The organism is Pseudoxanthobacter soli DSM 19599, from assembly GCF_900148505.1.
Lineage (GTDB): Bacteria > Pseudomonadota > Alphaproteobacteria > Rhizobiales > Segnochrobactraceae > Pseudoxanthobacter > Pseudoxanthobacter soli.
In genome coordinates, this window is record NZ_FRXO01000005.1 from 389989 (window position 1) to 412310 (window position 22322).

Annotated in this window: 19 protein-coding genes; 10 read left to right on the forward strand and 9 right to left on the reverse strand. The window is 68.3% G+C overall.

The annotated features are described in order from the left end of the window. Positions 1–126 precede the first annotated feature (126 nt). The 6 genes from BUF17_RS14520 to BUF17_RS14545 form a co-directional block, all read right to left on the reverse strand. Complete coding sequence (locus BUF17_RS14520; RefSeq protein WP_073629871.1) at positions 127–1425, reverse strand: arsenic transporter; 1299 nt, start codon at positions 1423–1425, stop codon at positions 127–129. Positions 1426–1580: 155 nt separating this feature from the next. Beyond that, positions 1581–2342, reverse strand: a complete 762-nt coding sequence (locus tag BUF17_RS14525; protein WP_073629873.1) for a polysaccharide deacetylase family protein — start codon at positions 2340–2342, stop codon at positions 1581–1583. After that, complete coding sequence (locus BUF17_RS14530) at positions 2339–3487, reverse strand: glycosyltransferase family protein (protein WP_073629875.1); 1149 nt, start codon at positions 3485–3487, stop codon at positions 2339–2341. The genes BUF17_RS14525 and BUF17_RS14530 overlap by 4 nt, the downstream gene beginning before the upstream one ends. Next, positions 3484–4602: a glycosyltransferase family 4 protein gene (locus BUF17_RS14535; RefSeq protein ID WP_073629877.1), complete on the reverse strand. Its 1119-nt coding sequence runs from the start codon at positions 4600–4602 to the stop codon at positions 3484–3486. The genes BUF17_RS14530 and BUF17_RS14535 overlap by 4 nt, the downstream gene beginning before the upstream one ends. A 15-nt stretch (positions 4603–4617) precedes the next feature. Further along, the gene (locus tag BUF17_RS14540; RefSeq protein ID WP_073629879.1) at positions 4618–5838 is read right to left on the reverse strand and encodes a glycosyltransferase family 4 protein; all 1221 of its coding nucleotides are present in this window, start codon (positions 5836–5838) and stop codon (positions 4618–4620) included. Between the two features lie 126 nt (positions 5839–5964). Next, positions 5965–7179, reverse strand: a complete 1215-nt coding sequence (locus tag BUF17_RS14545) for a glycosyltransferase family protein (protein WP_073629881.1) — start codon at positions 7177–7179, stop codon at positions 5965–5967. Positions 7180–7488: 309 nt separating this feature from the next. Here BUF17_RS14545 and BUF17_RS14550 point away from each other — a divergent pair, with 309 nt between their 5' ends. The 3 genes from BUF17_RS14550 to BUF17_RS14560 are packed head-to-tail and all read left to right on the forward strand — an operon-like array spanning position 7489 to position 11464. Next, entirely contained in the window at positions 7489–10170 is a 2682-nt protein-coding gene (locus tag BUF17_RS14550) for an ABC transporter ATP-binding protein (protein ID WP_073629883.1), read from the forward strand. Further along, on the forward strand, positions 10167–10616 hold the full coding sequence (locus BUF17_RS14555) for a Crp/Fnr family transcriptional regulator (RefSeq protein WP_073629885.1): 450 nt from the start codon (positions 10167–10169) through the stop codon (positions 10614–10616). The genes BUF17_RS14550 and BUF17_RS14555 overlap by 4 nt, the downstream gene beginning before the upstream one ends. A 2-nt stretch (positions 10617–10618) precedes the next feature. After that, positions 10619–11464, forward strand: coding sequence for an MBL fold metallo-hydrolase (locus tag BUF17_RS14560; protein WP_244530892.1), 846 nt, complete (start codon positions 10619–10621; stop codon positions 11462–11464). A gap of 49 nt (positions 11465–11513) precedes the next feature. Here the strand turns inward: BUF17_RS14560 and metC are convergent, their stop codons facing one another. Next, on the reverse strand, positions 11514–12713 hold the full coding sequence (gene metC, locus BUF17_RS14565) for a cystathionine beta-lyase (protein WP_244530893.1): 1200 nt from the start codon (positions 12711–12713) through the stop codon (positions 11514–11516). 560 nt (positions 12714–13273) lie between these two features. Here metC and BUF17_RS14570 point away from each other — a divergent pair. From BUF17_RS14570 to BUF17_RS14585, 4 genes are all read left to right on the forward strand, one after another. Then, the gene (locus tag BUF17_RS14570; RefSeq protein ID WP_073629887.1) at positions 13274–14308 is read left to right on the forward strand and encodes an amino acid ABC transporter substrate-binding protein; all 1035 of its coding nucleotides are present in this window, start codon (positions 13274–13276) and stop codon (positions 14306–14308) included. 74 nt (positions 14309–14382) lie between these two features. Beyond that, positions 14383–15591 (forward strand): amino acid ABC transporter permease, encoded by a 1209-nt coding sequence (locus tag BUF17_RS14575; protein WP_073629889.1) that lies wholly within the window; start codon positions 14383–14385, stop codon positions 15589–15591. Between the two features lie 8 nt (positions 15592–15599). Continuing rightward, complete coding sequence (locus BUF17_RS14580) at positions 15600–16721, forward strand: amino acid ABC transporter permease (RefSeq protein WP_073629891.1); 1122 nt, start codon at positions 15600–15602, stop codon at positions 16719–16721. An 84-nt stretch (positions 16722–16805) separates the two neighbouring features. Further along, complete coding sequence (locus BUF17_RS14585; protein WP_073629893.1) at positions 16806–17594, forward strand: amino acid ABC transporter ATP-binding protein; 789 nt, start codon at positions 16806–16808, stop codon at positions 17592–17594. Positions 17595–17725: 131 nt separating this feature from the next. Here BUF17_RS14585 and sseA read toward each other — a convergent pair whose 3' ends face one another. Further along, complete coding sequence (gene sseA / locus BUF17_RS14590; protein WP_073629895.1) at positions 17726–18610, reverse strand: 3-mercaptopyruvate sulfurtransferase; 885 nt, start codon at positions 18608–18610, stop codon at positions 17726–17728. Between the two features lie 69 nt (positions 18611–18679). After that, positions 18680–19720 (reverse strand): cysteine synthase A, encoded by a 1041-nt coding sequence (locus BUF17_RS14595; protein ID WP_073629897.1) that lies wholly within the window; start codon positions 19718–19720, stop codon positions 18680–18682. 267 nt (positions 19721–19987) lie between these two features. Here BUF17_RS14595 and cysE point away from each other — a divergent pair, with 267 nt between their 5' ends. From cysE to BUF17_RS14610, 3 genes are all read left to right on the forward strand, one after another. Beyond that, positions 19988–20836, forward strand: coding sequence for a serine O-acetyltransferase (gene cysE / locus BUF17_RS14600; RefSeq protein ID WP_073629899.1), 849 nt, complete (start codon positions 19988–19990; stop codon positions 20834–20836). 158 nt (positions 20837–20994) lie between these two features. Further along, a complete protein-coding gene (locus tag BUF17_RS14605) occupies positions 20995–21207 on the forward strand; it encodes a DUF3126 family protein (protein ID WP_073629901.1) in 213 nt (70 codons plus the stop codon). Positions 21208–21427: 220 nt separating this feature from the next. Further along, a complete protein-coding gene (locus BUF17_RS14610) occupies positions 21428–22144 on the forward strand; it encodes a histidine phosphatase family protein (protein ID WP_244530894.1) in 717 nt (238 codons plus the stop codon). The last annotated feature ends 178 nt before the right edge of the window (positions 22145–22322 follow it).

The following is a 22322-nucleotide window of genomic DNA, read 5'->3' on the forward strand; positions in this document are numbered from 1 at the left end:
GCAGGACCGCATCTCGGAACATGTCCCGTTCGGATCAGGGCGACCTGAACGAATAGGATATCTTCAGGCTCTTGAAGCCGATGCGCTTCCTTCCGATCGGATCAGTCCATCCGACCGGAAGGGTTCTCAGGGAGCGGTCAGCGCGTGGGCGAGGAGCGCGCCGGCGAGTGCCGGCGGCATCACCACGAGGCCGAGTTTCAGGAACTGCCACGCGCCGACGTGCTCGCCTTCGCGCCGGAGCGCGGTGAGCCAGAGGATGGTCGCGAGCGAGCCCGTCACCGACAGGTTCGGGCCGAGATCGACAGCGATCAGCACCGCGCCGGCGATGTGATCGTGCAGCCCCACCGCCGCGGCCGTCGAGCCGGCGATCAGGCCGACCGGCAGGTTGTTCATCAGGTTCGACGCGACGGCGACGGCGACCGCCGCTCCCGCCGCCGTCCATGCGATCGATTCGGCCGCGAAATGCGCGACGACGCCCGCCAGAAGTCCGATCACGCCGGTCTTCTGCAGGGCCTCGACCAGCACGAACAGCCCGGCCACCAGCGGCAGAACGCTCCAGGAGACATGCCTGAGCACCGGCAGCGGCGAGCGCCCGCCGACCGCGAGGATCGCCGTGGCGGTGCCGATGCCGGCGAGGAAGGTGGGCAGGCCGAGTTCCCAGCCCAGGGCGGACGCGGCGATGAGCACGAGCGCCGTGCAGCCGATGCCGATCGCCGCCAGCCGGCCTTCGCGCGTCAGCCGGGTTTCCGGCACCGTCGCCGCCAGCGTGGCGGGAATGCTGCGCCTCAGCATCAGCCGCAGCGCGATATAGGTGAGCGCGATCGCGGCGATCGAGGGCAGGGTGAAGGTCGCGAGCCATGTGGCGAGCGGCGGCATCCGGTCGCCGAAGATGACGAGGTTCGCCGGGTTGGAGATCGGCAGCACGAAGCTCGCCGCATTGGCGATGAACGCGCAGACGAACAGATAGGGCAGTGCCGGCGCGCCGGCCGCCCGCGCGGCCGCATAGACCGCCGGCGTCAGCACCACGGCCGTCGCGTCGTTCGAGAGGAACACCGTCACCACGATGCCGACGCCGTAGACGAGGGCGAACAGCCGGCGCCCGGAGCCTTTGGCGTGGCGCACCGCGACGGTCGCTAGCCAGTCGAACAGCTTCTCCTGCCGCGCCAGTTCCGCCAGCACCATCATGCCGATCAGGAACAGGTAGACGTCCGTGCCCTTGAGGATGCCGGCGAGCGCGTCGTCGGCGGGCAGAAGGCCGAGCAGCACCAAAAGCAGCGCCCCGGCGGCGGCCCAGATCGCCTCGGGCAGTCGCCAGGGACGGACGATCACGCCCGCCGTCGCCACGGCGGCGATGGTCCAGGCCGCGAGGGTGGTGCGGCCGACCGTCAGGGTCTCCGCGCCGAATAGTGCCGGATCGAGGGCCATGGCCCGGTTACCTGTCTGCGTTGGAGGAGATGAGCGGAGCACCATCGACCACAACGGCCGGTCCGGCGCAATCCCGCCCGGAAGGCTGCCAGGTGGCCGGGATGCCGAAACGGCAGGGCGCGGGAAATCGACGGCGCTCCCCTCGGGGCGCGCGGCTAGGCTGCAAACAGCGCGGGCAGGTCCGGCCAGAGCGCGGCCGGGTGGGAGGCGGCGACTGAAACGAACGCCTCGACGAACGTCCACACGGCATCGTCGTGGGCGAGGTGATGGGTGAGAAGGCCGATGGGGGCCGCCGCATCCCGCCGCGCCGTGATCTGCTCGCCGGAGATGGCAAGCGCCTTGGCGTCGCCGATATAGCCCCGGTCGATGCGCCAGGCGATCGGGTCGACATGCGTGTCGACCCGGGCTGGCGCGCCGTCGAGCGCACCGAAGGCGGAAAGCCCGGGCAGTACCGCCTCGCCCCGCCGCTCGGCGACGGCGGGCGCGATGCGGTTCCAGGGTGGCGTCAGTACCGGCAGGAACCGCTGCGGAAACAGCGTCTCCAGCCGCGCCCGGCCGGCGACGAGTTCCGCGAGCACCGCGTCCACGGGCCGGGCGTCGCCGAGTTCGGCCGCGCGGCTGCCGGCCGGCTGGTGATTGGTGTGGCTCCAGCCGTGCTGGATCGCGTACGTGTTCCGCGTGCGCTCCACCCGCGCGCCGAGCGCCTCTGTCGCGCCGGCGGGGATGACCGCCAGCGCCAGCGGCACGCCGTGACGCTCCGCGATACCGATCAGCCGCTCCAGGGCCGGCGTCGGCTCCACGGCATCGTCGTCACGCCACCAGAACGAGACGGTGCGGCCGGCCGCCGCCACGTCGTCGAGCAGGGCGCGGAAGCCGGCCGCGAATGCGGCGGGCGTGGCAGGCGGTGCATCCGTCATCTCGGCTTCCGTGCGGCTTCGATCAGAATGGCGGCGCTGTGAAGGGCGCCTTCGGTGTCCACGGTCGTGGCGGGCGGGCGGCCGGCGGCGATGGCGGCATCGCAGGCGGCGGCGAGGCTGGAGGCATCGACCGCCGCCTCTTCGAGCACCGTCGCGCGCCCGCGGGCGGCGAGCAACTGCGCGCGCTGGCTCTGTTCGGTCTCCCGGCCTTCCGCGAACGGCACCAGAACCGCGGCGCAGCCGGCAGAGAGCACATCGAGCACGGTGTTGTAGCCGGCCTGGCTGACCGAGAGCCGAGCCCGGTGGAGTATCCGCGCGAAGTCCGGCCGCGCCGGTTCGACGATCGTGCCGGCGCCGGCCCGCGCCTGAAGCGCCCGGAGCATCGCCCCGCCGTGTTCATGGCCGACGAGAATGCGCCACGTCGCATCTCCGGCCCGCCGGGAAAGCGCGCGCGCGCCGAGCGCGGCCTCGATCAGCCGCCCGCCCACCGGCCCGCCGCCGCACGAGACCACCACCTCGTCGCGGCCGTCCTCACCCGCCGGTTCCAGCGCCGAAGGCGTGTGAACGAAACCGGTGTAGCGGATCAGGTCCGCGATCTCGCCGGCGAACGGAAAGCTGTCTTCGAGGCGGACGAACGACGGATCGGCGTGCACCAGCACCAGATCGTAGAGCCTCGCCGCCGTCTCGGCCATGGCGCGTTCCTTGGCCAGATCCTCCTTGCGAACCAGAATGTCGCGCACGGACGAGGCGACCAGCGCGCCGCTCCGGGCGGCGCGGACGGTCTCGATCAGCGGCTCCAGTTCGAAGGCGAATTGCCGGCGGCCGAACGGAAAGGTCTCGGTCACGAGGATGTCCGGCGCGACCCTTTGGGCGATGGCGGTGAGCACGCGGGTCCGTTCGGCCCGCCACGCATCGCCGATGGGCGCGCCGGCCTCGTTCAGGATGCGGGCGAAGCTCGCGTCGGCCGCGCGGGCCGGCGCAAGCCGCTCGATGGCGAGGCCGCCGGTGTCGAGCGTCGGCGGCAGGCGGTTGCCGGTGACGAGGGTGACGGCGACGCCGGCCTCGGCCAACGCCCGGCCGATGGCCGCCGCGCGGACCGCGTGTCCGGTGCCGAGCAGGTGCTGGACGTGGATGAGCGCCTTCATGGCAATTGCTCCGTGCGCGCCGTTCGCTCGCGGTGAACCGTCGTCGCGCCGGCGAGAAGGGCGGTCAGCCCGGCCCGTCCGGCGGCGAGGTCGTGGCGGGCGAGCACATGGCGACGCGCCGCCACTCCCATGCGATGGCGCAGGCTTCCGTCGTCGATGAGAGTGGCGAGCGCCGCGGCGAAGCCCGCCGCATCGCCCTCGGCAGCCAGCAGCCCGGTCTCGCCGGGGCGGACGATGGCGGCGACGCCATCCCGGTCGCCGGCGACCACCGGCAGCCCTGCCGCCTGCGCCTCCAGCAGCACGAGCCCGTAGGCCTCGTTGATCGCCGGCCAGACCTTGATGTCCGCGTCGCCGTAGAGCGCCGGCAAGGCGACCGGCGGAACGGCACCGGCGAAACGCACCCGGTCGGGAGGAAACAGGGCTCGCACCTCGTCGCGCGCCGGTCCGTCGCCGACGATGGTCAGGTGCCAGGGCCGGTCTTCCAGCCGGGCGAGCGCGTTCGCGAGCACGCGGTAGGAGGCGACCTTGTCGCCCGGCCGCATCATGCCGACCGCGATCAGCCGGACCGGCCCGCCGTCGGCATCCAACCGGGGCACGGCTGCGAACGGGACGGCATCGATGAAGGGCGGCAGGGCGTGGAGACGCCCGGCGTCGACCACGGCGGCAAGGCCTTCCCGGTCGCCCTCGTGCATCGCTGCCACTGCATCGGCCGCGGCGAGCGCGCCGTCGGCGAGGGTGAAGCGCGTGGCCCATGGTCCCGTCGCCCGCTTCGCCGCCCGGCTCGCCTCGACGATGGCATAGGGAATGCGGCGGCCGGCGGCGACCGCGGGGCCGATCAGGTCGGGCGCCTTGTGATAGTTGTGGTAGGTGAGCCAGAGATCGAAATGCGGGGCCTGCGGTGCGAGCAGGCGGGCGATCTCTGCCGACGCCCCGGCGCGGAGCGCGGTGTCGCGCGCATCATCGGGCACCGCCGCCCACGACACGAACGAGGTCGCCGGCACGGTCTTATGGCCGAGGTCGCCGAGCGCGCGCACCATCAGCCGCGCCATGGCGAGATCGCCCGAAGGCACCTCGCTCGACAGCGGCTTCAGCGGCGTGTGAAGGGCGATGCGCATCGGACCGGAACGGGATCAGGCGGCCACGGCCGCCCGGTGCCGCAGGAGCGCGGCCATGCGGTCGAGCCCCGGGTCGGTGGAGAACCGTTCGCGCACCACGCGGGAGGCCGTCTCGCCGAGGCGCCGGCGCAATTCGGCGTCCGTGATGAGCCGCTCCAGCGCACCGGCGAGAAGGTCGGGCCGCCGTTCCGGCACCATCAGGCCGGTCCTGTCCTGCTCGATGATCTCCGGCACCGCCGAAATCTCGGTCGAGAGGCAGGCGAGGCCCTGGGACTGGGCTTCCATCAGCACGTTCGGCAGCCCGTCGCGGTCGCCGTTGCGGGTCACCCGGCAGGGCAGGATGAAGATGTCCGCCCGCCGGTAAGCCTCGATCACGTCGGTCTGGGCGAGCGCGCCGCGCCATGCCACGCGGTCGGCAATGCCGAGCCGTTCGGCCAGCGCCTTCAACCGTTCGCTCAGCGCCCCGCCGCCGATGTGCTCGAACCGCCAGTCGAGCCCTGCCGGCAGGCGCGCGAGCGCGCGCAGCGCGTCGTCGATGCCCTTCTTTTCCACAGCCCGGCCGACGCAGAGGATGCGCACCGCGCCGTCGCGGTCGCTCCGGTCCGGCGGCGCCGGCAGGCGACTGAAATCGAGCCCGTGATAGACGAGTTCCACCTTCGCGGGATCGTCGGCGAGCGAGCGCAGATAGGCCGCATTTGCGCCGGTGCAGGTCGCGCCCCATTCCGCGCCCGCGATCTTGTCGCGAAGCTCCCACGCCGGCGAGGTCCAGATGTCCTTGGCGTGAGCCGAGAACGACCACGGCAGGCCGCGCAGCATCGCCGCGTAGCGGGTGACGGAGGCGGGGGTGTGCAGGAAATGCACGTGCAGGTGCTCGATATCCGCCGGAAGCTCACGGGCGAGCACGCAGGCCTGGCCGAGGCGGCGCCAGCGGCTCGCCGAACGGTCGCGGGCGAGATCGGTCTCGAAGGCCGCGTGCATCGCGGCGTAGGTCGGCAGCGCCTGCGCATAGGCCCGGCCCGCGGCGACGCGGGGCGGATCGTCGTGGAGATATTCCGGCAGGTAGAGAACGTCGGCCTCGATCTCGCGGTGGATCGGGTGCACCGCTCCATCGGTCGGGCGGCGCAGCGAGACGATCAGCACCTCGATGCCCCGGCGTTCGAGGCCGCGGATTTCCTGGGCGACAAAGGTTTCCGACAGCCGCGGATAGCCTTTCACGACGATTGCGATACGGCCCAAGCGTCGGTTCCTTCCCGTTGCGGCATCATCAGGCCCGCGTCCGGACGGCGGGCAGGAGAGGGTGGTTCATGGTCCGAAAGGGTCGTCGGAGCGGCGCTGCGGCCTCCGGGCCGCAGCCCTGCCGCGTCAGCCGGCCGCCGCCACGAGGCGCGGCCCCTGGCGGGTGGAAAGGATGTCCTTCACACGCCCGTTGATGACGTCGAGCCCACCGAGAAGGTGGGGGATGCCCGCCATCGAGGGGGGCGGCTGGCCAGGCAGGCTGGCGAGCGCGTCCGCCATGGCGTGGACATCCGGGTAGAAGTCGATCGGCAGCACACGGGCGAGCCCGGCCTCGGTGGCGAGCGAGGCGCGGATCGCCTGCTCCCGGCGCGGCACTACGCGCGGAACAAGCAATGTCGGCTTGTCGAACGACAGGATCTCGCAGAACACGTTGTATCCGCCCATCCCGACGATGGCGGTGGCCTGCGCCATGATGGATTCGATCTGCGGCGTGAAGGTGATGAGGTGCAAATCACGTACCTTCGCCGCGCGCTCGGCGAAGGCGGCCTGCCGTTCTGGGTCCATGAACGGGCCGAGCACGATGATCGCCGGGAACAACGGCCGGATATGGGCCTCGTAGGTGCGGATCACCCAGTCGACCAGTTCCACCCCGTCGCCGCCGCCGCCGGGGCTGACGAGGATGTAGGGTTCCCCGCCGAACGGCGAGCGGAACGGCGCCGCGACGGCCGCCGCCGGCAGATCGCGCTTCAGATAGCCCGTGAACAGCGCCTTGGCGCGCGCGGCCTCCGACACGCCGACACCCTGCAGGGGGTCGTGGATGTCGCCGAGACCGTAGATCCAGATGTCGTCGTAGAGATCGTCCAGCGCCTGGGCGACGCCCTTGCGCTCCCACTCCTCGGCGAGCACGCCGGGATCATCCATCACGTCGCGCAGGCCGAGCACGAGCCGGGTGCCGGCGCCGCTGAGCCGTTCCAGCGTGCCGCGTACCTCGCCGCGCAGGCCGAGCGGCTCCTTGTCGACGATGAAAATGTCCGGCCGGAAGACTTTCGCCGTGTGCTCGATGATGGAGCCCCGGATCGCCAGCGTCTCCTCGATGTCGAGGTGCAGGCTCAAAGACGTATATTCGCCGTTGCGCAGCTTGATCACGCCGGGGATACGTACGAAATCGACGCGCGTGCGAAAGTCGAAGCTGCCGATGATCGGCGAGCCCGACAGGATCAGCACCGACAGATCGGACATGCTGCCCACGAGCGAATGGGCAATGGCCCTGCAGCGACGCAGGTGGCCGAGACCGAACGAATCGTGGCTATAAATCAATATTCTCGGCGTCGAGGCCCGCATGTGGCTCGTCCCGCTCCGATTGTGGCGACGATCTGGGGCAAGGCATCCCCGACGGGGCCGCCGCATCCCATATCCATGAGTGGCCCGGCGGCGAATGGCACGGCGGCGCGATGACCGTCCGGCCGGATATACCGGATGGCGCCGGCTCTCCCCGAAGCGGATGAACGCGAACGCGTTCGGACCCTAACCTCCCGGCTGAACTACGTAAAGAGTGGCCGCAATCGAGGCGCGACAGCCGGCAATCTGTCGCTATAGTGCCGCCATGGCGCCCGCGTGGCGGCGGCGGGCGGACGAATGCAAGGCGTGGGAATGAAGAAGACGCTTTTCGGTTTCATCTGGCGGTACAGCAAGCGGCAGCAGATCATCATCGTCCTGATCACCGTCCTGTCGTTCCCGCTGGTCTATGCCTCGCTCGAACTGCCGAAGCTGATCGTCAACGACGCCCTGCAGGGCGACAAGTTCCCGCGCACCTTCTATGGATTCGAGCTCGACCAGGTGCCGTACCTGATCGTGCTCTGCTTCTGCTTTCTCGGGCTCGTCGTCCTCAACAACGTCGTCAAGCTGGTCCTCAATATCTACAAGGGCCTTGTCGGCGAGCGGATGCTGCGGCGCCTGCGATTCCAGCTGTTCTCCCAGATCGTCCGCTTCCGGCCGGCGCATTTCCGCAAGGTGTCGAGCGGCGAGCTGATTCCGATGGTCACCGCGGAGGTGGAGGACCTCGGCGCCTTCATCGGCGACTCGATCGCGGTGCCGGCGTTCCAGGGCGGCACGCTGCTCGTCTATATCAGCTTCATCTTCATCCAGGATCCGCTGCTCGGCCTCGCCTCCATCGCGCTCTATCCGGTGCAGGGCTACATCATCCCCAAGCTCCAGAGGCGGGTGATCATCCTGTCGCGCGAGCGCATCAAGAACATCCGCCGCATCTCCGATCGCATCGGCGAGACCGTCGGCGGCTCCGTCGACATGCACGCCAACGGCACCAGCGCCTGGCACGTCGCCAACATCTCGGACCGGCTCTACGAGAACTTCGTCATCCGCTTCGCCATCTTCCGGCGGAAGTACATGATCAAGTTCGTCAACAACTTCCTCAACCAGCTTCCGCCGTTCATGTTCTATCTGATCGGCGGCCTGCTGGTGATCAACGGCGAGATGTCGTTCGGCGCTCTGGTCGCGGTGCTCGCAGCCTACAAGGACCTGGCCGCGCCGTGGCTGGAACTCCTGAACTATTATCAGGACATGGCGAACGTCTCGGTCAAGTACGAGACCATCGTCGAGAACTTCGATCCGCCGGAGATCTATCCGGTGAACCGCATGAGCCGCGACGACGACGACGGCAGCGAAAGGCTGAAGGGCGACGTCGCCCTCGTCAACGCCACGGGGGGCCACACCGCGACGAGCCCGGAGGTGCGCGACGTGTCGTTCTCCATCCCGGGCGGCCGTCACGCCGTTCTCGTCGGCGACGACACCAGCGGGCGCACCGAGGCCCTTCAGATGCTGGCCGGGTTGCTGGCGCCGCAGGTCGGGCGCGTCGAGATCGGCGGGCGCGATCTCTCAAGTGTCGCCGAAACCATGCTCGGCCGTTCCATCGCCTATTCGTCCTCAAGCCCCTACCTCTTTAACACCACCATCCGCACCAACGTGGCCTATGGCCTGCGCCACAAGCCGATGGGCCCGCCGGAAATGCCGGAGGAGACGCTGGCGAAGCGCCGCGCCGAAGCCGAAGCGACCGCGAGCACCACCGACGAGTTCGACGCGCCGTGGGACGACTTCGCCCGCGCCGGGGTCGAGAACATGGAAGGGCTCGAGGAGAAGATCATCGATATCCTCGAGCATCTTGGGCTGCGCGAGGACCTCTACCGCATCGGCCTTCAGGCCCGGATCTCGCCCGATGCCTCGAGCGAGTTCGTGCACGCCATCATCACGGTGCGACGCTCCATCGGAGAGCGTGTCGAGGCCGACCCGAACCTCGCCGATCTCGTGGAACTCTGGAACCCGCGCGAGATCAACCACAGCGCGACGATTGCGGAGAACATCCTGTTCGCGCTGCCGTCCGATCCGGCGACCTCCCTTGGCTCCATCCCGCACGACCCGCTCGTCGCGCGGTTCCTGGCGGAGGCGAACCTCGCGGACGATCTCGTCCATGTCGGCATTGCCGTCGCCCGCACCATGATCGAACTGTTCTCGACCATGCGCGACGACGACGCCTTCGTCGGCTCCTATTCGTTCCTCACCGCCGAGGAACTGCCGGCCTACGAGGCGCGGCTGAAGAAGGTGAAGGGCGACAGCCTGGACGGCCTGAACAGCCTCGACCGCAACGATCTGATCGGACTTGCCTTCCGCGTGGTTCCGGCGCGCCACCGCATCTTCGACCTCACGCCGTCGCTGATCGAGCGCGTCATCGCCGGGCGCGACCTGTTCCGCGAGAAGGTGCTGCCTGCCGCCGACGGACGCTACGTGCCGTTCGATCCGGAGGTTTATATCTCCTCGCTCTCGATCGAGGACAACCTCCTGTTCGGCAAGGTCAGGGCCGACCGGCGCGGCGCCCGCGAGCGCACCGATGAGTTCGTGCGCGAGACCGTCGCGGCGCTCGGCCTCCGGGCGCCGGTGGTGCGCGCCGCGCTCGATTTCGAGGTCGGCGTCGCCGGTGCCAGATTGACCGCCGGCCAGCGCCGCAAGATCGGAATCGCCCGGGCGCTCATGAAGGATGTGCCGACAATCGTTCTCGACGACGTGCTGGATCTCGATCCACAGACGCTGTCGTTCGTGCGCGAACGCTGCGAAGGGCGGACCCTTGTGATCGGCGCCGAGCCGGGTCTTATCCCGGCGGCGTTCGATCTCTACATACGGATGCTGGACGGACGCTTGGTGTCCAGCGGGTCTTACGATACGGTGACGGGAGCCGATATGGCCGAGCACGGGGGCGCGGACGTCAAGGGCGCCCCCGAGGAAGCCGAGGAACGCCCCGTGGCGATTGGGGAGGCCGGCGCGTGAGTCTGGATATCGAAGTCGACGCCCTGAAGCGGGTGCCGCTGTTCCGCGGCATCGATCCGGCGAAGCTGCGTCTCCTGGCCTATATCAGCGAACGGATCCGCTTCCGGCAGGGCGAGCGGCTCTGCCAGCAGGGCGAGCGCGGCGAGACGGCCTATATCATCCTGTCCGGCAAGGCCGACGTCGTCATCCGCACCGGCGAGGGTGAGCGCGCCGTCGCCGAGGTGCGCCAGCACGACATCGTCGGCGAGATCTCGATCCTGATCGACGTGCCGCGCACCGCTTCGGTCGTGGCGGCAACCGACGTCACGGCGCTCGCGATATCGAAGGATAATTTTCTCAAGATGTTGACCCGATTCCCCGAGATGGGTCTGGAAGTGATGCGGGTGCTGGCTCATCGTCTCGAACGGACGACGCGGGATCTCGCGCACGTGGGCAGGCAGTCTTAGCGGTGACCGATCTCAGGGAACAGGGCGGCGAGCGGATCGAGATCCGTTTCTGGGGCGTGCGGGGATCGTTGCCGACGCCGGGTACCCAGATGATGCGCTATGGCGGCGAGACGATCTGTTTCGAGATCAAGATCGGCGGCCAGCGGGTGATCGTCGATTGCGGCTCGGGCGCACGGCGCCTCGGCAAGGCGCTGCTCGACGAAGCGCCCCTCGACGTCGACATCCTGTTCACGCATTCCCACCTCGACCACGTCTGCGGGCTGCCGTTCTTCAAGCCGGCCTACATGCCGGGCTGCAGCGTGCGGCTCTGGGCGGGGCATCTGCCGAGCGCCGAGGCCCACCGCGAAGCCATCAGCCGGCTGATGTCGCCGCCGCTGTTCCCGGTGAAGCCGAAGGAGATGCGCGCCTGCCAGTTCCGGCATTTCGCGCCAGGCGACCGGGTCGTGCTGCCGTCGGGCATCGAGGCGACGACGGTGGCGCTCAACCATCCCGGCGGCGCGACCGGCTACCGGTTCGACCACGAAGGCGCGTCGGTGTGCATCATCACCGACCACGAGCACGGCAATGCCGAAGTCGACGCGGCGCTGGAGGATTTCGTCCGCGGCGCCGACATCATGGCCTATGACGCCGCCTACACGGAGGCGGATTATCCCCGGTTCATCGGGTGGGGCCATTCGACCTGGGAAAAGGCGCTCGACCTTGCCGAGCGCGCCGGCGTGCGGGTCCCGGTCATGATTCATCACGACATCTATCGCACCGACGACGCGCTCGACGAGCTCCTGTCGCTTGCCCGCGAGCGATTTCCCGCCGTGATCGCGGGTTACGAGGGTTTGGTGCTCAAAATTTAGGCTTCGGCCTCTCCGGACCGGGGCCGCGCATTGCGCGGCCGCGGCCGTCTCAGCCCTGCGCCACGGCCATCGCCGCGAAGCCGGCTTCAAGGTCGGCGATCAGATCGGCCGGGTCCTCCAGTCCGATGTGCAGGCGCAGCAGCGTTCCGGAGTGCGTCCACGGCACGGCCGTGCGGCCAAGCTCGGGCCGCGCGCGGACGATCAGGCTCTCGTAGCCGCCCCACGAATAGCCCATCCCGAACAGCTTGAGCCGGTCGAGGAACGCGATCAGCGCCGCGTCGGCAACCGGGGCGATCTCGATGGCGAACAGCCCTGACGCGCCCGAGAAGTCACGGCGCCACAGCGCATGGCCGGGATCGTCCGGCAGCGCCGGGTGCCGAACGCGCGTCACCTCCGGCCGTGCGGCCAGCCAGCGGGCGATTTCGAGCCCGTTCGCCTGGTGACGGTCGAGCCGCACCGCCATGGTCTTGAGGCCGCGATAGGCGAGGTAGATATCGTCCGGTCCGACGCACAGGCCGAGCTGGCGATAGGTGTCCTGCAGCGCCGGCCAGACGCGTTCCGACGCCGCGACCGTGCCGATCATCACGTCGGAATGGCCGGAGATGTATTTGGTGCCGGCCTGGATCGAGAGGTCGACGCCGTGGGCGAGCGGCTGGAAGAACAGCGGCGTCGCCCAAGTGTTGTCCATCAGCGTGACGATGCCGCGGCGGGCCGCTTCCGCGGTGATCGCCGGCACGTCCTGCATCTCGAACGTGCCGCTGCCGGGCGCCTCGAGGAAGATCGCGCGCGTCTCCGGCCGGATCAGCGCCGCGATGCCGGCGCCGACGGCCGGGTCGTAATAGGTCGTCGTCACGCCGAGCCGCGCCAGCATCCCGTCGCAGAACTTCCGCGTCGGGCCGTAGACCGTATCGACCATCAGAAGGTGGTCGCCGGGCGACAGCACGCTCATCAGTGCGAGCGTGACGGCGGCGAGGCCGGAGGGTGCAAGCTTGGTTCCGGCCGCGCCCTCGAGCTCCGTCACGGCATCGGACAGTGCCTCGATGGTGGGGGTGGCGTGCCGCCCGTAGACATAGCGCTGGCGGTCGGCGAGGTGGGCCTCGGCGTTCTCGAACAGCACCGTCGAGGCATGAACGACCGGCGGATTGACGAAGCCGTGGAACCGATGGCCGTCGTAGCCGCCGTGAACCACCCGCGTCGCGGGCTTGTGGTCGGGCACCGGGCGGTCGTCGTGCGGCATCGTATCGGTCATGTCAGCTCATCCTGCGGCATCATCAGCGAGCGCCGGCCTGGTGCCGGCGTGCAAGGCGCGGCCTCCCGGAACCGGAAACCCTCCTGGCTGCCTTGCCGCGAGCCCTGCGAGAGGGGGCGAAGGCAGGTGCCATCGAAGGGCCGGCGGAAGATCGGTCCGGTCCCGCATAGCCCATCCTGTTCCCTGCGTCGATGGCTGCGCGGTCGGCGGGAGGCAGTCGCCATCTTCACCGGCCGGACGCCGGTTCTACCGCTCGTCAGGGGAAATGGCGCCGCAATGCACGGATCGGATGTGGATTTGCCTCCGATTGCCTACGAACGAGGCTTGACCGCAATAGGGCAATATCCTGTGATGGAGTCAGGGGGGCTGGCAGGAGACGCCATGGGGCAGCGATGCCGCCGTGATGGCGGACGACCGTGAGCCCCTGCCGCCTTATGGCTGCGGAGCCGGCCTTGTCAGAAGGCCCATTCTCCGTCCACCGGATCGCCTCCTGTCGGATTACAGCGGCAGCGGGCGCGGTTCGTTCGATGTGATCGACAAAGATGGGACCACGTCCAACCATGAAGAATAAATTTCTCTCCGTGATGCTCGGCGCCTCGCTTGCGGTGTCGTCGCTCGCCGCTGCGACCGGCTCCGCCGGTGCCGACACGCTCTCCGACGTGAAGGCGCGTGGCTTCCTCCAGTGCGGCGCGAACACCGGCCTGATCGGCTTCGGCGCGCCGGACGACAAGGGTGAGTGGACCGGCTTCGATGTCGATTTCTGCCGCGCGGTTGCCGCGGCGGTGTTCGGCGACGCCACCAAGGTGAAGTTCACGCCCCTGAACGCCAAGGAGCGCTTCACGGCGCTGCAGACCGGCACCGTCGACGTGCTGGCCCGCAACACCACCTGGACGCTGTCGCGCGACTCCCAGATGGGCCTGATGTTCACCGGCGTCACCTATTATGACGGCCAGGGCTTCATCGTCCGCAAGTCGCTCGGCATCTCGTCGGTGCTGGAGCTGTCTGGCGCCTCGATCTGCGTGCAGACCGGCACCACGACCGAGCTCAACCTCGCCGACTATTTCCGCACCCACAACATGCAGTTCAACCCGGTGGTGTTCGAGAGCGCCGACGAGGCGGTGCGCGCCTATGACGGCGGCCGCTGCGACGCCTTCACGACCGATCAGTCGGGCCTCTATGCCGAGCGCCTGAAGTTCGCCAACCCCGACGACCACATCGTCCTGCCGGAGCTGATCTCCAAGGAGCCGCTCGGTCCCGTCGTCCGCCAGGGCGACGACAAGTGGTTCACGCTGGTGAAGTGGGTCGGCTACGCGATGGTCGACGCCGAGGAAGCCGGCATCACCTCCAAGAACGTCGACGAGATCAAGGGCTCGACCAACAATCCCGACGTGAAGCGTCTGCTCGGCACCGAAGGTGACTTCGGCCAGGGCCTCGGGGTGGATAACGCCTGGGTCTACAACATCGTCAAGCAGGTCGGAAACTACGGCGAGGTGTTCGACCGCAATGTCGGCGCCGGAAGCCGCCTGAACATCGCCCGCGGCCTCAACGCGCTGTGGACCGACAAGGGCCTGCAATACGGCATGCCGGTTCGTTGATCCGAAATGCGGAAGGCGGGAACCCCGGTTCCCGCCTTCCGGCTTCATGGCGACACGTCAACGAGGGCATGCGAATGGCGATGGAATCGTTGCCGGCGACGGCGAAAGTGAAGGACGCCGGAAAAGGGAGAGCATCCCTGATCAACGACCCCAAGATACGGGGACTTTTCTTCCAGATCGTGCTGATCGGTCTCGTCGTCGCGGTGGCCTATATCGGCATATCGAATGCCGTCGCCAACCTGCGGGCCCAGAACATCGCCTCGGGCTTCGGGTTCTGGGACAGGCCCGCCGGCTTCGCGATCTCCCAGACGCTGATCGACTATTCGCCGGCTTCGAGCTACGGGCGCGCGTTCTTCGTCGGGCTGCTCAACACGCTTCTCGTCGGCGCCGTGGGCATCGTGCTCGCCACCATCCTCGGCTTCGTCGTCGGCATCGCGCGGCTGTCGCCAAACTGGCTGTTGAGCCGCATCGCGACCGCCTATGTCGACGTGCTCCGCAACATCCCGCTCCTGTTGCAGCTGCTGTTCTGGTATTTCGCGGTGCTGAAGAGCCTGCCTGCGCCGCGGCAGAGCCTCGATCTCGGCCTCGGCATCTCGCTCAACATCCGCGGCCTGTTCCTGCCCCGGCCGGTGTTCGGCGAGGGCAGCGGCCTGTTCGACATCGCGGTCATTGTCGCCATCGTGGCCATCGTCGGCCTGCGCACCTGGGCGCGCCGCCGTCAGGACGCGACGGGCCAGCAGTTCCCGGTGCTGTGGACCTCGCTCGCGCTCATCATCGGCCTCCCGTTCCTGGCGCTCGCCGTCACCGGGTTCCCGGTCCACTTCGACGTGCCCCGGCTCCAGGGTTTCAACTTCGTCGGCGGCATCACGCTCATCCCGGAACTCGTGGCGCTCATCCTCGGCCTCGTGCTGTTCACGGCCGCCTTCATCGCGGAAATCGTGCGCTCCGGCATCGTCGCCGTCAGCAAGGGGCAGAGCGAAGCCGCCGGTGCGCTCGGCCTTCATCCCGGCCAGACGTTGCGGCTGGTGGTCATTCCTCAGGCCATGCGCGTGATCGTGCCGCCGCTGACGAGCCAGTACCTCAATCTCGTCAAGAACTCGTCGCTCGCCGTTGCGATCGGCTACCCCGACCTCGTCGCCGTGTTCGCCGGTACCGTCCTCAACCAGACGGGCCAGGCGGTGGAGGTGATCACCATCACCATGCTGGTCTACCTGACCATCAGCCTCTCCACGTCGGCCTTCATGAACTGGTTCAACGCGCGCATCGCGCTGGTCGAGCGGTGAGGTAAGCCATGTCCTCCGTTGCCTATGTCCGCACCGAGCCCGCCGCCGTCCTGCCCCCGCCCCGGTCCACGACCGGCGCCGCGGCCTGGCTGCGCACCAACCTGTTCTCCAGCTTCGGCAATGCCGTCCTGACGATCGTCTCGATCTGGCTGCTGTGGTCGATCATCCCGCCGATCCTGAACTTCGCCTTCTTCCATGCTGTGTGGGAGGGCGCGGACCGCGAGGCCTGCCTCGGGGCGAATGTCGGGGCGTGCTGGCCGTTCGTCGAGGCGAAGATCGGGCAGTTCATCTACGGCGTGTACCCGATCGACCAGCGCTGGCGCGTCGATCTCGTCTATCTGATGCTGGCCGGCAGCCTGATCCCGCTCGCGATCCCGTCCGTCCCCTACAAGGGGTGGAACGCGCTGTTCGTGTTCGTGATCTTCCCGGTGGTGTCGTTCTTCCTGCTCTGCGGCGGCTTCGGGCTGCAGCCGGTGGAAACCTCGCTGTGGGGCGGCCTGCTGGTGACGCTGGTGGTCTCCTATGTCGGCATCGTCGCGTCGCTGCCGCTCGGCGTGCTGCTGGCGCTCGGGCGCCGCTCCAGGCTGCCGCTGGTGAAGCTGTTCTGCGTCTCGTTCATCGAGTTCTGGCGCGGCGTTCCGCTCATCACCGTGCTGTTCATGTCGAGCGTGATGCTGCCTTTGTTCATGCCGAACGGCCTGCAGGTGGACAAGCTCCTGCGCGCGCTCATCGGCGTGGTGCTGTTCTCGTCGGCCTACATGGCGGAGGTCGTGCGCGGCGGCCTTCAGGCGGTGCCGAAGGGGCAGTACGAGGGCGCGATGGCCGTCGGTCTCGGCTACTGGTCGATGATGCGCCTCGTGGTGCTGCCCCAGGCGCTCAAGCTCGTCATCCCCGGCATCGTGAACACCTTCGTCGGGCTGTTCATGGATACCTCGCTGGTGCTGATCATCGGTATCTTCGACCTGCTCGGTATCATCCAGCGCAACTTCACCGACGCGAAGTGGGCCACGCCGGTCACGAGTTCGACCGGCTACCTGTTCGCGGCGTTGGTGTTCTGGATGTTCTGCTTCGGCATGTCCCGCTACTCCCGCTACATGGAACGCCGGCTCGACGTCGGTCGCCACCGTTGAGCCGCCCGCGGACGGGCAGGGCAGGGGCGCCACCGCGCCGCCTGCCGCCCGGCCGAACATTGGACACAGAAGGAGAGTTTCTCCATGACCCAGGTGCAGTCATCCGCGGCCGGTGCGGCGATCCAGTCCGAAGTGGTGCCGGACGTCGCCATCGAGCTGATCGGCGTCAACAAGTGGTACGGCCAGTTCCATGTGCTGAAGGACATCCACCTCAAGGTGAAGCGCGGCGAGCGCATCGTCGTCTGCGGACCGTCCGGATCCGGCAAGTCCACCATGATCCGGTGCATCAACCGGCTGGAGGAGCATCAGGCGGGCTCGATCATCGTCGACAACATCGAGCTGACCAACGATCTGAAGCGCATCGACGAGGTGCGCCGCGAGGTCGGCATGGTCTTCCAGCACTTCAACCTGTTCCCGCATCTCACGATCCTCGAGAACTGCACGCTCGCCCCGATCTGGGTGCGCAAGATGCCGAAGCGCGAGGCCGAGGAACTGGCCATGCACTTCCTGACCCGCGTGCGCATCCCCGATCAGGCGAAGAAATATCCGGGCCAGCTCTCCGGCGGCCAGCAGCAGCGCGTCGCCATCGCCCGCGCGCTGTGCATGCGCCCGAAGGTCATGCTGTTCGACGAGCCGACGTCGGCGCTCGATCCGGAAATGGTGAAGGAGGTGCTCGACACCATGGTCAGCCTCGCCAACGACGGCATGACCATGCTGTGCGTGACCCACGAGATGGGCTTCGCCCGTCAGGTCGCGGACCGGGTGATCTTCATGGACGCCGGCCAGATCGTGGAGCAGAACGAGCCGAACGCGTTCTTCTCCAATCCCCAGCACGAGCGCACCAAGCTGTTCCTGTCGCAGATCCTGCACTGAGCGGGATACGCCTGGAGACACTTTCAGAAACACGAAGGGCGCCGCGGTTCGCGGCGCCCTTGTTCTTTTCAGGTAACTGAGTTCGTTCCGGTGCGCTGAATCGCGCCGCGCCGAAATAGGCCGCGCCGGAATCAGGTGGCCGGGCCGGTGACGACGGGCACGTCGGCCTTGCCGCCCCACTCCGTCCACGAGCCGTCATAGAGGCGGACGTCTTCCACGCCGATGGTGGCGAGCGCGAGGCTGAGGACCGCAGCCGTCACGCCGGAGCCGCAGGAGGTGATGATCGGACGGGTCGTGTCGATACCGGCCTCTGCGAACAGCCGCGCGATCTCGGCCGCCGGCTTCATCCGCCCGTTCTCGATCAGGCGCGTGAAGGGCAGGTTGCGGGCGCCGGGCATGTGGCCGCAGCGCAGGCCGGGCCGTGGTTCCGGCGTGGTGCCGATGAAGCGATCGGCGGGGCGGGCATCGGCCACCACGGCGGAGCCCGTCGTGAGGGCTGCCTTGACGTCGTCCAGCGAGGCGACCTTCGTCGCGTCGAAGGCTGGCACGAACGTCCGTGCCGAGGTCATCGCCGGGCCGCGCGCGAGCGTGCCGCCGGCCGCCACCCATGCCGGCAGGCCGCCGTCGAGCACATGGACGTCCGTGGCCCCCATCGCCCTGAACGACCACCACACCCGCGGCGCAGAGAACAGGCCCACGGTGTCGTAGATGACGATGGTGTCGTCTGTCCCGATGCCGAGCTTGCCGACCGCGGCCGCGAAGTTCGCCGGTGTCGGCAACATGTGCGGCAGGCCGCGCGTGCTGTCGGAGATCGCGTCGATATCGAAGAAAGCGGCGCCGGGAATGTGTCCGGCGACGAAGTCCTGCTTGCCCTCGCGCCCGGAGGTCGGCAGGTGCCAGGACGCATCCAGCACCCGCAGCTTCGGCTCGCCCAGATGGCTTTTCAGCCACGCGGCGTCCACCAGGTGGGGCGCGGCGCTGCTGCGTGGCTGCGATGCGGCGGCTGTAGGAGCCATGTGAAGTCGTCCTCGTTCTGCGTCGAACCGTCCGGCGAGCGGCGCTCGCGGCGGATTGGTCGGTTCTCGTCAGGGCGCCGGTTCGAACGGGATCGCGAAGTCCGGCTTCCGTTCCAGGAAGGCCGGCACTGGCAACCCCTTCTCACGCAGGAACGCCGGGTTGAACAATTTCGAGGCGTAACGGGTCCCGTAATCGCACAGGATCGTCACGATGGTGTGGCCCGGTCCCATCGCCTTGGCGAGTCGGATCGCACCGGCGACGTTGATGCCGGACGATCCGCCCAGGCACAAGCCCTCGTGTTCGGCGAGATCGAACACGATGGAGACCGCCTCCTCGTCACTGATGCGATAGGCGACGTCGACGGGGGCGCCTTCCAGGTTGGCGGTGATGCGGCCTTGGCCGATGCCTTCCGTGATCGAACTGCCCTCGGACTCCAGCTTGCCCGTCGTATAGTAGCTGAAGAGCGCGGCGCCGAACGGATCGGCGAGGCCGATGGTGATATTGGGATCGAAGCCCTTCAGCGCAATGCCGATGCCGGCCAGCGTGCCGCCCGAGCCGACCGCCGCGACGAAGCCGTCGATGCGCCCGCCGGTGTCGCGCCAGATTTCCGGCCCCGTCGTCTCGATGTGTGCCTGCCTGTTGGCGACGTTGTCGAACTGGTTTGCCCAGATGGCGCCGTTCGGCTCGGTGCGGGCGAGCTGTTCGGCGAGCCGGCCGGAGAGCTTCACATAGTTGTTGGGATCGCGATAAGGCACCGCGGGGACTTCGACGAGTTCCGCCCCCATCAGGCGCAGCGCCAGCTTCTTTTCCTCCGACTGGGTTTCCGGAATCACGATCACCGTGCGGAAGCCCATCGCGCCGGCCACCAGCGCGAGCCCGATGCCGGTATTGCCGGCCGTGCCTTCCACGATGACGCCGCCCGGCTTTAGCGCGCCGCGGGCGATGGCGTCGCGGATGATGAACAGCGCGGCCCGATCCTTCACCGACTGGCCCGGATTGAGGAACTCGGCCTTGCCGAGGATTTCGCACCCCGTTATCTCCGATGCGCGCCGCAGCCGGATCAACGGGGTGTCGCCAATGGTCGAGATCACATCGGGTCGAATGGTCATGGGCTTCGTTCGGATATCGGGTTCGGAGGGTCGTGCTGCGGTACCGGCTGTTGCCGGCGCGCGGAACGGGCACGAAGCGGAGCGGCAGGCTAGACCGCCCTCGCCCCCGCATCAACACCGCGCCGCCGCGTTCGCCGGGAGATGAACGACGCGCTCGGAACCGCGTTCTCTAAAGGCGGGCGAAAGCAGGACAGGCCTTTTGCGCCGGGGCGCGACAAGGATTATGTTACACCTCGCCGGCCCGGTCCGGGAAAAGGAGTTCGGCTGATGGTCCATTCACCGCAACGTGCGGATATCCACGGCGTGATCAGTCACGATCCGGTGTGGTCGCGGGTGCGCCTGGAGGCCGAGCAGATGGCCGCGGCGGAACCCGCCCTCACCAGCCTGATCGTCACCACGGTGCTCGGCCAGTCCCGCCTGGAAGACGCCGTCGTGCGCCGCATCGCCGACAGGCTGGCGACGCCGGGCGTCTCGTCCGAGCAGCTGCGCCTGACCTATCTCGAGGCGCTGGCCGACGAGCCGGCGATCGGCGACACGTTCCGGGTCGACCTGATGGCGGTCGTCGACCGCGATCCCGCCTGCGAGCGGTTCATCGAGCCCGTGATGTTCTTCAAGGGTTTCCACGCCATCGAGACCCACCGGCTCGCCAACTGGCTGTGGCGGCAGGGCCGGCGCGACTATGCCCTCTATCTGCAGAGCCGGTCGTCCGAGGTGTTCCAGACCGACATCCATCCGGCGGTGCCGATGGGGCGCGGCATCTTCCTCGACCATGCCACCGGCCTCGTGGTCGGTTCCACGGCCACCATCGGCGACGATGTCTCGCTGCTGCAGGGTGTGACCCTCGGCGGCACCGGCAAGGAAACCGGCGACCGTCACCCCAAGATCCGCCGCGGCGTGCTGATCGGGGCGGGTGCCAAGATCCTCGGCAATATCGAGATCGGCAATTGCTCGCGCATCGCGGCCGGCTCGGTCGTGCTGGCGCCGGTTCCGCCGAACACCACCGTGGCCGGCGTTCCCGCCCGCGTGGTCGGCAAGGCGGGATGTGCCGAACCGGCCCGTTCGATGGATCAGTTGATCGGCGATACCTCGGGCGTCGACCGCAGCGGCTCGCTCTGATAAAGCTCGCCGTCCGGAACGCCCCTTCCGCCGTGCTGGCTCGGCCGGCGAGGGTGGCAATCCGGGCCTGAGATCGGTGGCGGGCGTTCCGCCGCCGGACGGGCATGTGTCCCCGTGGCCGATGGGTCCGGGGGTGCCGACCCACGAAGAGGTGACCTTTGGACCGCAACGAAATCAAGAAGCTCGAAGGCTATCTGCGCCGCAAGTTCGAGCTCGAGAACCTGACCGTGAAGGCGCGGCCGCGCAAGAACGACTCGGCCGAGGTCTATATCGGCGAGGAGTTCGTCGGCGTGCTCTACCGCGACGACGAGGACGGGGAACTGTCCTGGAATTTCCAGATGGCCATCCTGGAGATGGACCTGGAGGAGTAATTCCTCCCGGCAACCGAGCCCCGCGGCGGCGGCCCGGGCGTCGCGTCGCCCGCGTGCGGGGGGCGCTCCAAGCTCTCGGGCATCCGCAGGGTGCCGCCGCGTCGTCCCGTTGCCGGGCTCTGGCGCTTTTCCGCCCCTTCCTGCAAGATCACGGCTGCGGAACGATCCTCCCATCCTCCGCCTCATGATGCCCATTGCAGCGTTTCGGGACGTTGGTGCCGTGATCCTTCTTCGCGCCGGCCTTTTTTCCCTTGCCATGCTTCTGATCGCAGCGTTCTCGGCCGAGGTGGCCGCCGCACCGGCGCGCGTCATCATCCTGCGGCACGGCGAGAAGGGCGGCGGCGAGACGCTGTGCAGCGTGGGCAAGGAGCGGGCCGAGGCGCTCGCGGCGCAATATCTCGGCAAGGTCGATGGCGCCAGCCTGCTGTTCGACCGGCCGCCCGCCGCGTTCCTCGCGATGACGCTCCACACGCTCGAAACCGCCACGCCCATCGTCGACGCCTGGGACATGGACCTCAAGACCGATCCGCTGATGCTGGAGCCGGCCAAGAACGACCATTCCTTCAATGCCAAGCTGAACCTGATGAACCAGCGGGTGGCGAACGACCTGCTGACCAATCCGAAATGGCACGGCAAGACCGTGGTTCTCGTCTGGGAGCACTATCACATCGCGAGCGAGGAACTCGAAAGCCAGTTTCCCGGCGAGCAGGTAACGTTGCGCCAGCTGCTCCATCTCGACCAGCTGCCGGACGTGCCGAAGACGTGGCCGAATCCCAACTACGACTATTTCTGGATCCTGCACTACGACCGGCCGGACGCGACCGTGCCGAGTTCGTTCCGGATGATGAAGCAGGTCTTCACCGCGCCCTACAACAACCTGCCCATGAACGACTGGGGGCAGCCGGAGAACCTGCCGCCGGGCTCCGGCTGTACCTGACGCCCCGCGCCAGTGCCGATGCCGCTCCGTGGAGCGGCAATCGAGGGCTTGAAGCCGCACCTGTCCCGCATTCTAATCTGCGCGTTCCGGCGGGGGCTGGAATGGCTGCGGGAGCACGCGGCGACCGGATGGACCCGTCCGCCCGCACGCGTCGCTCCGGACGGCTGGTTCCCGAACG

Bases quoted from the DNA above. Each gene is read 5' to 3' on its own strand.
- BUF17_RS14520 (WP_073629871.1), bottom strand. From the start codon at position 1,425: ATGGCCCTCGATCCGGCACTATTCGGCGCGGAGACCCTGACGGTCGGC.
- BUF17_RS14525 (WP_073629873.1), bottom strand. From the start codon at position 2,342: ATGACGGATGCACCGCCTGCCACGCCCGCCGCATTCGCGGCCGGCTTC.
- BUF17_RS14530 (WP_073629875.1), bottom strand. From the start codon at position 3,487: ATGAAGGCGCTCATCCACGTCCAGCACCTGCTCGGCACCGGACACGCG.
- BUF17_RS14535 (WP_073629877.1), bottom strand. From the start codon at position 4,602: ATGCGCATCGCCCTTCACACGCCGCTGAAGCCGCTGTCGAGCGAGGTG.
- BUF17_RS14545 (WP_073629881.1), bottom strand. From the start codon at position 7,179: ATGCGGGCCTCGACGCCGAGAATATTGATTTATAGCCACGATTCGTTC.
- BUF17_RS14550 (WP_073629883.1), top strand. From the start codon at position 7,489: ATGAAGAAGACGCTTTTCGGTTTCATCTGGCGGTACAGCAAGCGGCAG.
- metC (WP_244530893.1), bottom strand. From the start codon at position 12,713: ATGACCGATACGATGCCGCACGACGACCGCCCGGTGCCCGACCACAAG.
- BUF17_RS14570 (WP_073629887.1), top strand. From the start codon at position 13,274: ATGAAGAATAAATTTCTCTCCGTGATGCTCGGCGCCTCGCTTGCGGTG.
- BUF17_RS14575 (WP_073629889.1), top strand. From the start codon at position 14,383: ATGGCGATGGAATCGTTGCCGGCGACGGCGAAAGTGAAGGACGCCGGA.
- BUF17_RS14580 (WP_073629891.1), top strand. From the start codon at position 15,600: ATGTCCTCCGTTGCCTATGTCCGCACCGAGCCCGCCGCCGTCCTGCCC.
- BUF17_RS14585 (WP_073629893.1), top strand. From the start codon at position 16,806: ATGACCCAGGTGCAGTCATCCGCGGCCGGTGCGGCGATCCAGTCCGAA.
- sseA (WP_073629895.1), bottom strand. From the start codon at position 18,610: ATGGCTCCTACAGCCGCCGCATCGCAGCCACGCAGCAGCGCCGCGCCC.
- BUF17_RS14595 (WP_073629897.1), bottom strand. From the start codon at position 19,720: ATGACCATTCGACCCGATGTGATCTCGACCATTGGCGACACCCCGTTG.
- cysE (WP_073629899.1), top strand. From the start codon at position 19,988: ATGGTCCATTCACCGCAACGTGCGGATATCCACGGCGTGATCAGTCAC.